The organism is Leuconostoc inhae (assembly GCF_019656015.1).
Lineage (GTDB): Bacteria > Bacillota > Bacilli > Lactobacillales > Lactobacillaceae > Leuconostoc > Leuconostoc inhae_A.
Genome location: NZ_BPKW01000005.1, coordinates 133,018 through 148,128 on the forward strand (window position 1 = coordinate 133,018; position 15,111 = coordinate 148,128).

Sequence of the window (15,111 nt, forward strand, 5' to 3'; positions counted from 1 at the left end):
CTCTGTTATACGCCAAGGAGACAGACGCTAGGCGTCAGCAATTATGAACATTAAGACTAACTTTTTTAAATCTATACGTTTTCGCATCACACTTGTTTTTGTGTTGTTAATGATTATCGCACTCGAACTGTTGGGTGCGTTTTTTGTACGTCAAATAGAACAACAAAATTTAGCGACATTTCAACAACAAATGACCTTACCCAAATATGTGACAGATCAAATTACAACGGCGTTAAGAAATAGGGATGTTGATGCGGGTAACCATGAAATTCAAGATGTGCTAACTGGATTAAATAATACTAACCTTCAAGAAGCACAGGTAATTGATAAAACAGGTACAATTCGTGGGACGTTATCAGTTTCTGGACAACAAACAATTGGTCAAAAAACAACTGATTTGAACGCACAAAGAGCTGTTGCGGGAGAGCAATCTTTCTTAACTTCACGAACAATTAGTGAAAGCGGTGAACGCAAAGAGCTCATGACGACCACTCTCGGTGTCACGACGGGGCGCGTGCGAGATATAACTGGCGTCGTTGTTGTTAAAGCTAGCTTGTTACCAGTGTATCGCAATGTTAACAGCGTGATGCGCTTATTTGTCATTGCTGGCTTGGCAGCGTTGGTTATTAGTATCGCATTAGCATTATTTCTTGCACGTACATTAACACGACCAATTGCACAAATTGATGAACAAACAACTAAGATTGCCGGCGGTGATTATTCAATGGTTAATCATATCTATGGTTCTGATGAATTAGGGCACTTGGCACAATCGGTCAATGAATTATCAACCCGTGTTGAAGAATCAACAGAAACAGTCAATGCTGAACGAAATCGATTGGATTCTGTTTTGACTCATATGGCAGACGGTGTTTTAGCAGCTAATCGTCGTGGTGAAATTACCATTATTAATCAGGCAGCAGCAAATTTTGTTGGCGTTGATCGTGAAGAAGCTATCGGCAAAAATGTGATTGATTTGTTACATTTACAAGGCAAACGAACATTACGTGACATGTTAGAAAATCTTGATGACTTTCGAGTCGATTTATCAGACGATAGTAATGATATACTATTGCAAGCCTATGTGTCGTTAATTAAGCGGCAGTCAGGTTTTATTTCTGGTTTAGTTGTCGTATTACATAATATTACTGAACAGCAGCGTATTGATTCTGAACGACGCATGTTCGTGTCAAATGTCTCACATGAATTAAGAACACCGTTAACGTCAGTGCGATCGTATGTTGATGCTTTAGCAGATGGCGCAATTGACGATCCTGAAATGGCGCAAAATTTTTTGGGTGTGGTACAGGATGAAACACAGCGTATGATTCGTATGATTAATGATTTGTTAGCTTTATCAAGACTAGATCAAGGGACAATGGATGTCAGGCTCGAAATTGTTAATTTGAATAGTTTGTTTAATTTTGTGTTAAATCGATTTGACATGATTATTGAAAGTGATGCTAAAAACACTGATACACCAAATAAAAATTATAATATACAACGTGAATTTACAAATGAAGATGTTTGGGTTGAAGTAGACCCAGATAAATTTACGCAAGTACTTGATAACATTATGAACAATGCTGTCAAGTATTCACCTGATGGTGGGACAATTACAGCACGTCTAATAAAAACTAAAACACGTGCTATTTTAAGTATTTCGGACCAAGGATTAGGTATTCCGCGTAAAGATTTGGATAGTATATTTAATCGTTTCTTCCGTGTTGATAAATCACGTTCGCGCGCACAAGGTGGTACTGGCTTAGGATTGGCAATTTCTAAAGAAGTTGTTGAGCGTTTTAATGGTCGTATTTGGGTCGATTCTGTTGAAAATAGAGGATCAACTTTTTACATTTCACTTGCCTATGTAGATGATGATGTCATTGAGGGGGGGGATTGGGATGCGGAATAAACAAAAATTTCTGCAAAGTGCCTTATTGAATAGTGCACTTGTTCTAACGCTAGTTATCTCAGTCGTTTTAACAGGTTTTATTTTTAGTTCATTTGGTAAAAACGAAGCACCTGATCAGTCGACGGCACAACAACCAGAAAAACAATTGCTTGAAATATTTCGTCCGACGCAATATATTATCAACCAACCTAACGGCTCACAACAGTTGGTTATGAATGCCACTGATGCTAAATTAAAAAAAATCCGTAATGCATTGACAAAGGCACAATTAACAGACGCTCAGATAAAAACCGTGAGTGCTACTCAAATAAAAAAAATTTTAACGATCAAAAAAGCGCAAATTTTTCGTTATCCTGATGTTGTACCAATTTCTTACTTTAATATACGCTATGATCAGCGTGTTTCAACTCGAAAAAATGTTAATTTCGATTACTTTGTCTTAGCATTAGATCGTTCAAATAAAGGTTATTTTGTTAATAGTAAAACAAATCAAGTGATGACTGTAAAAGTAAATGAATTAAATAGCCATGATATTTGGCAACAAGCACAACAGTTACCTAAAGATATGACTGTTAACTTTCAGGCTTATCACAATCATGTTGTACTAAATTATCCAAAGCAAATTAAATTACCAGTGTATTCTTATTTAGTTAATCATCGTGACCCTAAAACCTACGTGTCTGCACTTCTAGGAACGATTAATCAACTTAATGTCACACAAGATGGTGATAAAACAGTTTATACAAACAAGTTAAATAATCAAAAAATAGTCTATGATCCAGACTGGGAAACAGTGACGTTTGAAGATAACAACACAAAAAATAAGTTACCTAAATCGTATCTGAATCGTTTAAATATTGGGCTCTCACAGATTAATTTATTACAGTCTGATTTTACAGACACGCGATTTTATGAAAGTCAGCAAAATGGTCAAAAAATTACTTTTCGTACCTATGTAGAAGGCTTCCCTGTTTATTTTCAGTCTGAAAGTGGTGCAATTCACATGACAATGGATAAACACGGAAATTTGACAAGTACGTATTCTCTTAATGAAATTGGCGTACCTGTACCCAATAATCAACCTGATGTGGTTTTACCGTCAACAGAAGAGATTGTTAAGCAACTATCTGATGCTGGTGTACATGAGAAAGATTACAATTTTATCACTCCGGGATATGAGTGGTTGATTGACAAAGATAGTCAGGCGGCAGTGAATATGCAGCCAACCTGGATGATTGAAACGACCACTGGTTGGCAAAGTGTGTCATCTTTTTTAAAAACACGTTAAATTAGGACTAATCATAAAATCAAGGAGAAAAATATGCAATTTAAACGAATTAAAATACTCATGTTAATTTTGTTTTTTTTGTTGGATATATTTTTGCTCAATTGGTGGCGTTCTGGAGAGGTAGCCCAAGAACGTGTAACAGATGCTAATACAGATATCATTACAGAAATGAAAAAACAAAAAATTAAATTACCTAGATTTGGCACTTCTCTGCATTACAGTAGCTATATTGCTGCGCAATATGCGAATAGAGATGAAATGTCATTACCTGCTGGTCTAGATATCTCGACTAGCAATCATACCAACAATGTCGTTGCCAAATTTAAGCGAGACGTGTTCAAAAAAAATAGTACGGCTTCAAATGAATCAGTGCTAGCGACATATAGCGCTGGTTATCGATTTAATCCAGTATTAACAGCAGACAAAACTAACACCGATCGTGTTTATTCACAAAGCGTTGAAGGATTACCAGTCATTGCTGAGAGCGGTATGATAACTTTTCAGTACAATAAAAGTGGTAAACCAGTAGGCTTTACGAAACGACAATTGGTCAATGTTGAACGACTTCGTGATGCTCGTGCGACAATAACAGAAGAAGATGCTATTATTGCACTATATCGTTACAATGAAATTGACAGTGGTGATCGGTTATCTAAGGGCTATCTGTCTTATGATAGGACCCTCACGGTTAATGGGTACGATATTTTTTTGCCGGTATGGGCTTTTGAAGCATATAGTGGCAATGAAAAATATGTTTTAAAAATTAATGCCTTTACAGGTGATAATTTATCGGAATGATTTAATCTAATATTAATTTTTAACGTGTACAATAAACATAATTCAAGTGATGGGTGGCTAAAATGGCACAACAATCAGTAACAAAAATTATATTGACAGGTGCAATTGCTGGTATTATTGGCGGTGGTGCAATTTTATATGGGCAACGTGGTGTTGAAAACTTACAAGCTACGACACAAAAAGTTAATACAAAAGCCACAAAAACAACGTCCATATCTGATACTGCCACTGCAACATCAGCGTATGGTAAGATTTCGGATGCGGTTGTTTCGGTATTGAATTTTTCAAAGTCAGGCGCTAATAGCTATCAAGAATCATCTGAAGGATCAGGTGTTATCTATAAAAAAGCTGGAGATGCTGCTTATGTAGTAACAAATAATCATGTTATTAACGATGCAGCCCAAATTCAGGTTATGCTTCATGATGGCAAAAAAGTTACGGCGACACTTGTTGGTAAAGATGCTATGACCGATTTAGCTGTATTAAAAATAGATCCAAGTGTTGTGACAACAACCGCTGATTTTGGCGATTCTAGTCAAATACAGGTTGGTCAAAAGGTATTGGCAATTGGATCGCCACTTGGCTCCGAGTACGCTTCCTCAGTGACTGAGGGTATTATTTCTGCTAAAAAGCGATTAGTAGCATCTACTTCTGAGAATGGTCAAAACTATGGTGGATCGACAGTTATTCAAACTGATGCGGCAATTAATCCAGGTAATTCAGGGGGGCCATTAGTTAACTTTCAAGGGCAAGTAGTCGGTATTAACTCGATGAAGCTTTCATCGTCAGCATCTGGTACCAGCGTTGAGGGCATGGGCTTTGCGATTCCTTCTGATCAAGTTGTTGACGTTGTGAATAAACTTGTTAGAGATGGCAAAATAACACGTCCTGCTATTGGTATTGGCCTTGTCGAACTTTCCGCAGTGACGGTGGATGATCAAAAAAAGCTATTAAAAATACCAACGTCTATTAATGGTGGCGTTGTTGTGATGAGCACAACTCAAAATGGACCAGCAGATAAAGCTGGTTTGAAAAAATATGATGTGATCACTGCAATTGATGGCAAGAAAGTCACGGGCCAAGCAGATTTACGTGAAGAATTGTATAAGCATAATTTAAATGACACTGTGACAATTACGTATTATCACCAACAAGATAAGAAAACGGTTAAAGTAAAGTTAACGCAAAAATTAGAAAGCTAACGCCTAGCGTTAGCTTTTTCTTTACCTTATGTTGACAAAAGTAGTAAAATAAGCGTTTTCATGAAATGTTGAAAACTAGTGTGAAAATGTTGATAAAAGTTTACAAAAGTCAATAAAATGTGGATAAATGATATTATATTGTGGAAAAACAGAGTGAAAATATAAAAAAATATTAAATCATGCTATTTTGCTAAAAATATCGATATGTTTCTATTTAAATAGCCATGGTTATCGTATTGTACGCATTTAGTTATAAAAATGACACTAAAATGCATAAATAATATTTAATTTACCTTAAATGCTAACGTTTGTGTTTAAAAGAATATGAATTGTCAAGGGAACATATGTGCTTATCCACAGTTGTGGATAAAAAAGTGGAAAACTGTGGATAAGTTATAATTTAGGAGACATTAGTGACATAAATAGCCTCAAACGGCCTCATAAAAGTTATCCACAATTTATGCTGATATAATCAAAAATTGTGGATAAAAAAGCATGCGAACATTTTAACAGTTGATATAATAGGAATATGATACTTTTGTAGTTTGCTTGTTCGTGTGGATAATTGTGGAAAACTATAAGATACAAATGTTTGCACAATAGATCAGAATATTAAGAAAGTTTAAAAATAGAGGATAATATGAACATTAAATTGATCACAGTTGGTAAATTGAAAGAAAAGTATCTCAAAGATGGTATTGCAGAATATACCAAGCGCTTATCACGTTTTTCTAAAATAGAAATTATCGAATTAATTGATGAAAAAACGCCTGAAAAGGCTAGTATTGCGCAAAATAATCAAATTATGGCTAAAGAAGGTGTACGTATTGATGAAAAAATTGCGCCACGTGATTTTGTTATTGTATTAGCAATTGAAGGTAAGCAATTAGCCTCTGAGGCATTTTCTAAAAAACTGACTGAGGTCACCGTTTCAGGCTATTCGACTATCACGTTTGTTATTGGCGGATCATTAGGACTTGATCCACTAATTAAGAAACGTGCTAATATGACAATGAGTTTTGGCCTACTAACACTGCCACATCAACTTATGCGGCTTGTTTTGATCGAACAAATTTATCGTGCTTTTATGATTCAACAAGGCTCACCGTATCACAAATGAAAATTTTATGTGAATTTGATAAAATAAAACGTGAATATTATAGCAAATAAACGGTGGTTGACATATAATATAGTAAATCATAATTATTTATAAAGGGGTGTGTTGACATGAATGAATTTCCACAAGTTTTAACGATTGCTGGGTCTGATTCAGATGGATCGGCGGGTATGCAAGCTGATTTACATACATTTTTTATTCGGAAAACATATGGTATGAGTGTGTTAGTTGCTGCAGTAGCAGGCAATTCATTGGGCATTCATGCTGCTGAAACATTACCTCTACCTTTTATTGAAAAACAATTTGAAGTTTTAGCTGATGATTTTCAAGTGAGGGCAAGCAAAACAGGTATGCTTTCAGATGCTGATTTAATTGCTACAGTTGTTAATGCTTATAAAACATATAATTTTGGGCCATTGGTTGTTGATCCTGTGATTACAACGAAACACGGCGCACAGCTCTTAGCTGAAAGTGCGTTTCAGGCATTGAAAACTGAGTTACTACCGTTGGCTGAAGTGGCTACACCTAACTTTTTTGAGGCACAACTCCTTACCGGACGGACTATTAATTCAGAGACTGATCAACGTGAAGCAGCACGTGATATTCAAAAATTAGGTGTGAAAAACGTCGTCATTAAGGGATGGCATAATCAAGAAAATCAATCTGAAGTTGCCGATTATGTGTTATTAGCCGATGGTAATGATTTTTGGTTGCGACATAGTTATTTTGATACAACGCATATTAATGGGACAGGGGATACTTTAAGTGCTACAATTGCTGCTGAAATAGCTAAAGGTACAGATGTCGCAACAGCTATTAAAATTGGGCATGATGTGACAAAAGCGGCTATTGAAAATGAAATTGCCGTTGGCCATCAATTTGGGCCGATTAATCATTGGGCTGCAGCAGATATTTAAACTGAAGACAAAAAAGCGACTAGTGGACAACTAGTCGCTTTTTCGAGTTTAATGTATAAAATAAGCTCTTATTCTTATATAAAATCTCTTGGCGCCTTGTTTCTAAAGAGTAGTGTGAGTGCAGCACCAACAAGCATGAGCGCTGCAGCAGTCAGGAAAGTTACTTTTATACCATGCAATTGGATAAGTACATCTAGCGTGCTGGCATGTGTTTTGCCATAGCTAAGAGCTGATCTTGTCATAATAGTAACTAGTGCTGCTGTACCAAATGAAGCAGCAATTTGACGAACGGTTGTGAACATCGCTGATCCATCAGGCATTAGTGCTAAAGGTAAGGCGTTAAAGGCTTCGGTCTGAATAGGCATTAATACTAAGACTAAGCCAAGTTGACGGATAAATTGACCAACAACAGCAAACCATAGTGGGGTTGTTAGTGTTAATGAGGCTAAGATAATTGTGCCAACGGCTGTAATTAAGATACCAATTAAAGTGAGGTACTTGACGCCATATTGGTCATATAGGCGACCACTCCATGGTGATAAAAACGCAGTGACTAAGGCCCCAGGAAACAGTACTAGTCCGGATATAAACGCTGACGCGCCACGAATAGTTTGCATATAGAGTGGTAGCATGAGCGCGCCACCATACATAGCAATCATTAAGACAATGTTAATTAACATGGCAATGACAAATTCACGTTCTTTTAAAACCGCCATGTTAAGTAATGGTGTTTTTGTTGAAAATTGCCGCCAAATGAACAAGGCAGTGACAATTAAGCCAATAACAACAAATCCCCAGACGGTGAATTCAGACCATGGTGTTGCGCCAGCATTTGAGAAACCATAAAGTAATGAACCTAGGCCAATGCTAGATAATACAACGCCAATAAAATCAAATTTGAGCATCTTTTGCTCACCAATATTCTGTAATAAAAAGTAAGCAAGTATGAAATCGGCAATAATTAGGGGTGCTACGATGAAAAATAAAAATCGCCAAGATAGATTGGTAACAATAAAACCAGATAGTGTTGGGCCGAGTGTGGGTGCAAAGTTCAGTGCTAAACCAATTAAGCCCATTGCACCACCACGTTTATCGGGGGCAAAAAGATTCATCACAATAACGTTCATTAGTGGGCCAAAAACACCAGCGCCCATAGCTTGAATCATTCTACCAGTAATTAGAATGGTAAAGTTTGGCGCAAATCCTGCTATAAGCGTGCCAATTGCGAATAAGCCAACAGCGGTAAGGTAAAGTCTACGTGTCGTTAACCTTTGAATTAGAAACGCAGTGAGGGGGACCATGACCCCATTAACTAGCATGTAGCCATTTGTCATCCACTGTCCTAGTCCTGGACCAATGTTGAATTCATGCATAATATTAGGCAAGGCAACATTCATCAGTGTTTGATTTAAAAAACCAAGAAATGTGCCTATGACAAGAATGATGAGAATTGATTTTTGTTTTTTTGATATATTCAAGCGCTATCCAACCTTTCTTTTTAAATAATTATAACATGTGGTTAATCATAATATATCGATAAATATGTAAACAAAAAACCAGTATTTTTACTGGTTTTTGTCAGGTCAAATTAAATTACTTTGTTACAGGTAATTCTTCTGACTTACCTTTTGCCCATTGTTGCAACTTTGCAATAGCAGTTTGACGTTGTTTCTTAGCTGAGTTGTGTCCGACCTTGCGAGCACGGGCGAATGAATTAAGCGGCTTCTTTAATGCCATGATGGGTACTCCTTTTTCAAATGTTTTTACATACAAGAACTTATTATACGTTATATGAGTTTAAAAATCAATCTTTTTAAAAAATAAGTGTTTCTAAAATATCATAAAATTAAGGTACAATAGATATATGGAAATATGGTCTGAACAAACAATTAAAGATTTTCGTCGTACGTTACTTGATTGGTATGATAAAGAGGGACGTTCGAATTTACCTTGGCGTGTGAATCATGAACCTTATCGCGTGCTTGTTTCTGAAATTATGCTGCAACAAACACAAGTAGATACGGTTTTACCATACTATGAGCGATTTATGTCGGATTTGCCAACTGTTGAGGATTTAGCAGACGCACCAGAAGCACAAGTATTGAAACTCTGGGAGGGACTTGGCTATTATTCGCGCGCGCGTAATTTACAAAAAGCAGCTAAGTTTATTGTGGCAGAGTTACATGGCCATTGGCCGGAAAGTTCAGATGATTTGCAGGCGTTACCCGGTGTGGGGCCTTATACGTCAGCGGCTATTGCATCTATTAGTTTTGGTGAGGCTGTACCGGCTGTTGATGGCAATGCTTACCGCGTATTTAGTCGATTACTTAAAATTGATGCTGATATTGCTAATACAAAGGCACGTCATATTTTTTACGATGCCATTTTACCAATTGTGGATCCGTTACGTCCTGGAGATTTTAATCAAGCGATTATGGATCTTGGATCAAGTTATATGACTGCTAAAAATCCTGACAGCCAAAACTCACCAGTTCGGGCCTTTAATGGGGCCTTTCGTGATGATGTGGAAACTAATTACCCAGTTAAAACTAAAAAACAAAAACCAGTCAAACGACAATATGTGGCAATTATTTCCGAAAAAGATGGCCAATTATTATTTGAACAAAGGCCAGATACTGGTTTATTAGCTGGTTTTTGGACGTTTCCATTAATCCCGATTACTAGTATTGATGATATTGAAGGGCAACAACTCAATATTAAGCCAATTATTCATGTGTTCACGCATCGGCGTTGGGAAATATGGTTGGTGAAACGAGCGGTTGAACGCCTGCCAAACCAAAAATATCTATCACCAAATGACTGGCAAACATTATCTTTACCTACGTTACAACATAAACTACTTAAAGCGCTGGAGGATTTAAAATAATGTTTCCTAATATGAAATTAAAAAAGTTGTTTTTTTGGACACTTGAGTTATTGGCAGTGGCTGTATTAATTTTCATTGTTTCTGGGTTTGATTTTTTGATGCGACCCATTACAGTTTTTATTTCAACAGTATTTGTGCCATTACTTGTAGCTGGTTTTCTTTATTATGTCTTAAAACCGATTTTAACATTAGTAAAAAAAATAAAACTTTTTGGTAAACCAATACCGCATCAATTTGCTGTTATTATCACTTTTGCCTTATTTTTGTCTGTTATTGCTATAGCGTTAATTGTTCTTGTGCCAACTTTGATTCGTGAAATATCAAATTTGATTACGGTTATGCCAAGCTTTGCAAAAGATATGCAAAGCTTTACAACAGAAACAATCAACAGTCGATGGTTTAAAAACCTTAATTTATCTGTTAATGCCGATCAAATTAGATCCGCTGTTGGTAAATATGCCGCATCATTTTTAACTGTTACGGCTGGAACTTTGGGAACGGTTGTGTCTACAGTTACCTCTGTTACGATTAACTTGGTTACCATTCCAGTTGTGCTATTTTATATGTTAAGTGATGGCAATCGTTTGGTACCTGCCATCAAAAAAGCTTTTCCAGATCGACATGCACAGAAAATATCTGAACTAACGACAAAAATGGATAACACGATAGAAAAATATATTTCAGGGCAGGCCATTGAAATGTTATTTGTTGGCGTTACAATGGCTATTGGGTATTTACTTATTGGACAGCCCTATGCTTGGTTACTCGCTGTCGTGGCTGGGATTACAAATATTGTGCCATATATTGGTCCTTGGATTGGCGTGATACCATCTTTAATTGTTGCCAGTACGCAATCTTGGAAACAGGTATTATTTGTTTTGATCGTGATGACGATTGTTCAACAACTTGATGGTAATTTTATTTATCCTAATGTTATTGGGAAATCATTAGCGATTCACCCATTGACAATCATGCTACTATTAATGGTAGCGGGGAATTTATGGGGTATTGTTGGAATGATCATTATTGTACCCGTATACGCAGTTCTAAGAGTAATTATTGCTTTTGTTTTTGAACTAGCTGCATTGACCAAAAATAAAGAAATACTACGGGAAGAATGATTTTTATTTGGTTATTTTAACGAGCTGTTGCCAAAAGAGTTAATTGTTATTTTATATGTGTTCCTATAGCAAAATTACCAATAAAAAATGTAACAAGCGTTGTTGTGATAAGATATGATGTTGATTTGATTAATTTATGTACGTCAATTAAAAGGTAATATGCAATTGGGTATTGACGTATGAGCATTTTTCAAGTAAACTAATATAGTTGCGTAAACAACAATGCGGGTGTGGCGGAACTGGCAGACGCGCTGGATTTAGGTTCCAGTGCCGCAAGGCGTGCAGGTTCGATTCCTGTCACCCGTATAAGAGAATTAGTATTCTCTGGGGTATCTAGTATGATTTAGGCATACTTGAGTACTTGGAGTTGCCGACTTAGCTCAGTTGGTAGAGCATCTCACTAGTAATGAGGGGGTCAACGGTTCGAATCCGCTAGTCGGCATCAGATAAAAGTAGTGATACATTGTATCACTACTTTTTATTTATTAATCTAGTAGGCTTTACAAACTAGTAGAGGCGGTTTATAATACTAGTATGCTAAACATATTACTGAGAAGGTATAAAAATGAAACAAAATATTTCTAGTCAAATGCTTAAAGGTATTCTACAAGGTGTGATGTTAATTATTTTAGAAAAAAAATCAGACTATGGATATGGCATTAGCAAACAAATTAATCGATATGGTTTATCAGATATACCGAAAGGTACAATCTATCCTTTATTAACAACAATGGAAAAGCGTGGCTTAGTTGAAGGAAAAATGAAACCATCACTAGAAGGTCCCGACCGTAAATATTATTTCATAACAGTTGCAGGTGTACAAGCTAAAAAAGATTTTATTAATGAATGGCAGTTTTTGGCGGGAGCAGTTAATCAATTGATTGACGAAGGGGAAAACAATGATAACAAAAGAAATAATTGAAGCAAATAATTTGTTACGTGAAAATTTGAATACAGAAAATAAAGCGTTTTATGAAAATTTATTATTGTACATCAGAATTGAAGGATTTGCACGTAACGAACACAAAATAGAGACGCAGTTATTAAGTATACTACAAGATATTTTGGAGGCACAAGGTGAAGGGGTTTCAGCAGCAGATTATTTTGGTAAAGAACCTAAAGTTATTGCTGATGATATATTGTCTGAAATGCCGCGTCATATTTTGGAAGTTATCAAAGTAGGTTTTTATGTCGTATTAACGTACATTGGTGTTTGTTTTCTACCATCTTTAATGGTTGCAGAGAAGCCTATTGATATTGGTATGTTAGTTATTTCAGGAGCTTTTCTATATATTGTGGTTTTGATTGGTTTTAAATATCTTGGACGAACAGTTTATCAAGTCAATACGATATTAAAAAATAAATATTTACAATATTTTGTCATTTGGATAGTCATCTGTCTTGCTATTGCACCAATTTACTTAATGAGCATGTTTTTGAAAACGCCACTACGTTTGAGGTTAGATGGTGGATTGGGGATGGTTATTATTTTGTTAGCATTAACAATCGGGCTATACTTCTTCATACGTGCAAAGGATAAAACACTGCTTTGGCCATTTATTATTTTTTTGGTTGGTGCAGGTGTCATGGGCATTGTGACACGATTGCCTAAACTAAATGCGATGTTGCTCCATACGGAAAAAGGACGATATTTAATAGCTGGCGTAATAATAGTGTTACTATTAACATTTTACTTACTAAATTTTGTTGCACTGAAAAAAATTAAAAAATAAGCAGTAGCTATGTGTAAAACATAGCTACTGCTTATTTTAATCATTAATCTCGTCGTGTCAATTTCACGACACCTTCCCAGCGTGCTGTTTGTGGGAACATATCAATACTTTGAATATAATCGACTTTATAGGCCTTTGTTAAGTCAACTAAGTCACGGGCCAATGTTGATGCGTTACATGAAATGTAAACGAACTTTTCTGGTTTTGTACGCAAAATTTCACGTCGCAAGGCAGTATCTAATCCAGTACGTGGTGGATCAACAACCAGTGCATCGGCTAACCAACCTTCTGACTGCCATTTTGGAAACAGGTCTTCTGCTGTTCCTATTTCATAGTGGGCGTTATCAATGTGGTTGATTTTGGCATTAATGTTAGCATCATCAACTGCTTCAGGAATGATTTCCATACCGCGGACTTCGCCAACTTTATCAGCTAAACTTAAACCAATAGTCCCGACACCAGCATAAGCATCGACTAGTTTATCAGCGTGTGTCAAGTTAAGCGCAGTGAGTGCTTCTTGATAGACTACTCCCATTTGTGTATGGTTGAGTTGCATGAACGCACGTGGAGACAACTGGAATGTTTTACCCATAACGGTTTCTTCGATGTAATCTTTACCCCATAATTTGATTGTTTCATCTCCCCAAACTAGGCTGGTACGACCAGGGTTGAAGTTTTGGAAAATACCGGTTACTTCAGGGAGTGCTTGATTGATGGCTGTAATCAGTGCAGTGTCGCCAGGGAAACCATCAGTATTGGTAACAAAGGTAAGTTGTACTTCACCAGTTGTATGTGACACACGAACAACAACAGTTTTAACAGTGCCGTGATTTTTATCTTCATTATAAATTGAAACTGAAAGCTTATCGAGCAATTCGCGAATTGCTCGCATAACTTTCATTGTAACAGGATCTTGGGTATGGACAACTGGTAGATCGACAAGATCGTGACTGCTACGTTTGTACATACCGACACTGAGTTTTTTACCAATTTTGCGAACAGGAAATTGTGCTTTGTTACGGTATTCGTAAGGATTTTCCATACCAATTGTGTCACGCAAATCGTAATCAGACCAACCGCGTGGTTGGAATTTTTCTAGTGATTGTACAAGGACATCTTTTTTAAAGGCTAACTGTGCGGGATAAGTCATGTGTTCGAGTTCAAAGCCACCGACTTCAGCAGCAAATTCATCCATGGGTTTAACCCGATTTGGTGATTTTTCACGGATTTTTAACACACGGGCCGCAATGTATTTAGGTTCGACCTCAGTAACTCTAACAACAGCCACCTCGTCTGGTAAAGCACCAGGAACGAAAACAATTTTACGTTTAAAGTAGCCAATACCTTCGCCATTGATACCTAAGCGTTTGATTGTGAGTGGGAAATTTTGATCGACATGGACATCCACACCATCGAAGTGAGAATCTTGTCTTTGACCTGATTTACGTGGATCAAATTTCTTGCCGTAAAAAGGTTTTTTACCACTGGAATTGAGGTTTTTTTGTGCGTAGGCACGTTTTTTTGGTGAATTTTCTGTCATGATGTTTATTGTCTGAGCGTGTTATTTGAACCAGTACTCAGACGTTTCCTTTCTGCATTGCAATGCCATGGTGACGTTGTTACTTATTAAGTATAACAGCTCAAAAAATATAAAATAGTTTACATATATGAGTGATTTACATTTGTGTTATAGTACATATGTGTTATAATTATAGTACATATGTGTTATAATTATAGTTGTAAAGGAGATGTGGAAAAATGATAAGAAGCAACAACTTTATTAACCGCAATCACGATCGTGTACGCGGACAAACTTTAAATTGGAGTGATGATTATGAGATTTGATATTAAGGCGTATTTGGATGACAATTCGCTAACGATCTACCGAGTAGCGAAAGATTCTGGATATGGTTATACAACAATTCATAAATCATTTAACAAAACGCAATCAGATGCAACTAGTTTGAATATGAGAGATCTTGATGCGCTTGCTAAAGCGCAACATCAAGCAATGTGGGAAGTATTACGAGACCTTGAAAAATTATATTTTAATTCAGACGAAGGTTGATGTAATTCAGTATGTTTCACGTAGCTGATAACTAAGTATCTGATATAAATGAAGAAAAAGGGGAA

14 protein-coding genes and 2 tRNA genes are annotated in these 15,111 nt (G+C 36.5%); 13 read left to right on the forward strand and 3 right to left on the reverse strand.

What is annotated here, in order from left to right:
- Positions 1 to 43 precede the first annotated feature (43 nt).
- The 6 genes from walK to thiD all read left to right on the forward strand — a co-directional run bounded on the left by walK (position 44) and on the right by thiD (position 7,237).
- A complete protein-coding gene (walK, locus tag K5Q14_RS04320; RefSeq protein ID WP_220734597.1) occupies positions 44 to 1,915 on the forward strand; it encodes a cell wall metabolism sensor histidine kinase WalK in 1,872 nt (623 codons plus the stop codon).
- A complete protein-coding gene (locus K5Q14_RS04325) occupies positions 1,905 to 3,203 on the forward strand; it encodes a hypothetical protein (RefSeq protein WP_220734598.1) in 1,299 nt (432 codons plus the stop codon). Before walK ends, K5Q14_RS04325 begins: the two co-directional genes overlap by 11 nt.
- Positions 3,204 to 3,236: 33 nt before the next feature.
- Positions 3,237 to 4,001, forward strand: coding sequence for a two-component system regulatory protein YycI (gene yycI / locus K5Q14_RS04330; RefSeq protein WP_220734599.1), 765 nt, complete (start codon positions 3,237 to 3,239; stop codon positions 3,999 to 4,001).
- Between the two features lie 62 nt (positions 4,002 to 4,063).
- Entirely contained in the window at positions 4,064 to 5,203 is a 1,140-nt protein-coding gene (locus tag K5Q14_RS04335) for a S1C family serine protease (protein WP_220734600.1), read from the forward strand.
- Positions 5,204 to 5,843: 640 nt separating this feature from the next.
- Positions 5,844 to 6,323, forward strand: coding sequence for a 23S rRNA (pseudouridine(1915)-N(3))-methyltransferase RlmH (rlmH, locus tag K5Q14_RS04340; protein ID WP_220734601.1), 480 nt, complete (start codon positions 5,844 to 5,846; stop codon positions 6,321 to 6,323).
- Between the two features lie 107 nt (positions 6,324 to 6,430).
- On the forward strand, positions 6,431 to 7,237 hold the full coding sequence (gene thiD / locus K5Q14_RS04345; RefSeq protein WP_220734602.1) for a bifunctional hydroxymethylpyrimidine kinase/phosphomethylpyrimidine kinase: 807 nt from the start codon (positions 6,431 to 6,433) through the stop codon (positions 7,235 to 7,237).
- A gap of 74 nt (positions 7,238 to 7,311) precedes the next feature.
- On the opposite strand, the gene K5Q14_RS04350 is transcribed toward thiD, so the two are convergent.
- Both K5Q14_RS04350 and K5Q14_RS04355 read right to left on the reverse strand, forming a co-directional pair.
- Positions 7,312 to 8,715, reverse strand: a complete 1,404-nt coding sequence (locus tag K5Q14_RS04350; protein WP_220734603.1) for an MDR family MFS transporter — start codon at positions 8,713 to 8,715, stop codon at positions 7,312 to 7,314.
- A gap of 115 nt (positions 8,716 to 8,830) precedes the next feature.
- Complete coding sequence (locus tag K5Q14_RS04355; RefSeq protein WP_010015935.1) at positions 8,831 to 8,974, reverse strand: hypothetical protein; 144 nt, start codon at positions 8,972 to 8,974, stop codon at positions 8,831 to 8,833.
- Positions 8,975 to 9,101: 127 nt separating this feature from the next.
- Here K5Q14_RS04355 and mutY point away from each other — a divergent pair, with 127 nt between their 5' ends.
- From mutY to K5Q14_RS04385, 6 genes are all read left to right on the forward strand, one after another.
- Positions 9,102 to 10,124: an A/G-specific adenine glycosylase gene (mutY, locus tag K5Q14_RS04360; RefSeq protein ID WP_220734604.1), complete on the forward strand. Its 1,023-nt coding sequence runs from the start codon at positions 9,102 to 9,104 to the stop codon at positions 10,122 to 10,124.
- Complete coding sequence (locus tag K5Q14_RS04365; RefSeq protein WP_220734605.1) at positions 10,124 to 11,245, forward strand: AI-2E family transporter; 1,122 nt, start codon at positions 10,124 to 10,126, stop codon at positions 11,243 to 11,245. Before mutY ends, K5Q14_RS04365 begins: the two co-directional genes overlap by 1 nt.
- A 224-nt stretch (positions 11,246 to 11,469) precedes the next feature.
- Positions 11,470 to 11,551, forward strand: a tRNA-Leu gene (locus K5Q14_RS04370).
- 63 nt (positions 11,552 to 11,614) lie between these two features.
- A tRNA-Thr gene (locus tag K5Q14_RS04375) sits at positions 11,615 to 11,687 on the forward strand.
- A 123-nt stretch (positions 11,688 to 11,810) separates the two neighbouring features.
- Entirely contained in the window at positions 11,811 to 12,167 is a 357-nt protein-coding gene (locus K5Q14_RS04380) for a PadR family transcriptional regulator (RefSeq protein WP_220734606.1), read from the forward strand.
- On the forward strand, positions 12,145 to 12,978 hold the full coding sequence (locus K5Q14_RS04385) for a DUF1129 domain-containing protein (protein ID WP_220734607.1): 834 nt from the start codon (positions 12,145 to 12,147) through the stop codon (positions 12,976 to 12,978). The genes K5Q14_RS04380 and K5Q14_RS04385 overlap by 23 nt, the downstream gene beginning before the upstream one ends.
- A 43-nt stretch (positions 12,979 to 13,021) precedes the next feature.
- Here the strand turns inward: K5Q14_RS04385 and rlmD are convergent, their stop codons facing one another.
- Positions 13,022 to 14,518, reverse strand: coding sequence for a 23S rRNA (uracil(1939)-C(5))-methyltransferase RlmD (gene rlmD / locus K5Q14_RS04390; protein ID WP_220734608.1), 1,497 nt, complete (start codon positions 14,516 to 14,518; stop codon positions 13,022 to 13,024).
- A 294-nt stretch (positions 14,519 to 14,812) separates the two neighbouring features.
- Here rlmD and K5Q14_RS04395 point away from each other — a divergent pair, with 294 nt between their 5' ends.
- Positions 14,813 to 15,046, forward strand: coding sequence for a transcriptional regulator (locus K5Q14_RS04395; protein ID WP_220734609.1), 234 nt, complete (start codon positions 14,813 to 14,815; stop codon positions 15,044 to 15,046).
- Positions 15,047 to 15,111: the final 65 nt, after the last annotated feature.

Coding starts and splice junctions, on each gene's coding strand:
- walK (WP_220734597.1), top strand. CDS start 44: ATGAACATTAAGACTAACTTTTTTAAATCTATACGTTTTCGCATCACA.
- K5Q14_RS04325 (WP_220734598.1), top strand. CDS start 1,905: ATGCGGAATAAACAAAAATTTCTGCAAAGTGCCTTATTGAATAGTGCA.
- yycI (WP_220734599.1), top strand. CDS start 3,237: ATGCAATTTAAACGAATTAAAATACTCATGTTAATTTTGTTTTTTTTG.
- K5Q14_RS04335 (WP_220734600.1), top strand. CDS start 4,064: ATGGCACAACAATCAGTAACAAAAATTATATTGACAGGTGCAATTGCT.
- rlmH (WP_220734601.1), top strand. CDS start 5,844: ATGAACATTAAATTGATCACAGTTGGTAAATTGAAAGAAAAGTATCTC.
- thiD (WP_220734602.1), top strand. CDS start 6,431: ATGAATGAATTTCCACAAGTTTTAACGATTGCTGGGTCTGATTCAGAT.
- K5Q14_RS04355 (WP_010015935.1), bottom strand. CDS start 8,974: ATGGCATTAAAGAAGCCGCTTAATTCATTCGCCCGTGCTCGCAAGGTC.
- mutY (WP_220734604.1), top strand. CDS start 9,102: ATGGAAATATGGTCTGAACAAACAATTAAAGATTTTCGTCGTACGTTA.
- K5Q14_RS04365 (WP_220734605.1), top strand. CDS start 10,124: ATGTTTCCTAATATGAAATTAAAAAAGTTGTTTTTTTGGACACTTGAG.
- K5Q14_RS04380 (WP_220734606.1), top strand. CDS start 11,811: ATGAAACAAAATATTTCTAGTCAAATGCTTAAAGGTATTCTACAAGGT.
- K5Q14_RS04385 (WP_220734607.1), top strand. CDS start 12,145: ATGATAACAAAAGAAATAATTGAAGCAAATAATTTGTTACGTGAAAAT.
- rlmD (WP_220734608.1), bottom strand. CDS start 14,518: ATGACAGAAAATTCACCAAAAAAACGTGCCTACGCACAAAAAAACCTC.
- K5Q14_RS04395 (WP_220734609.1), top strand. CDS start 14,813: ATGAGATTTGATATTAAGGCGTATTTGGATGACAATTCGCTAACGATC.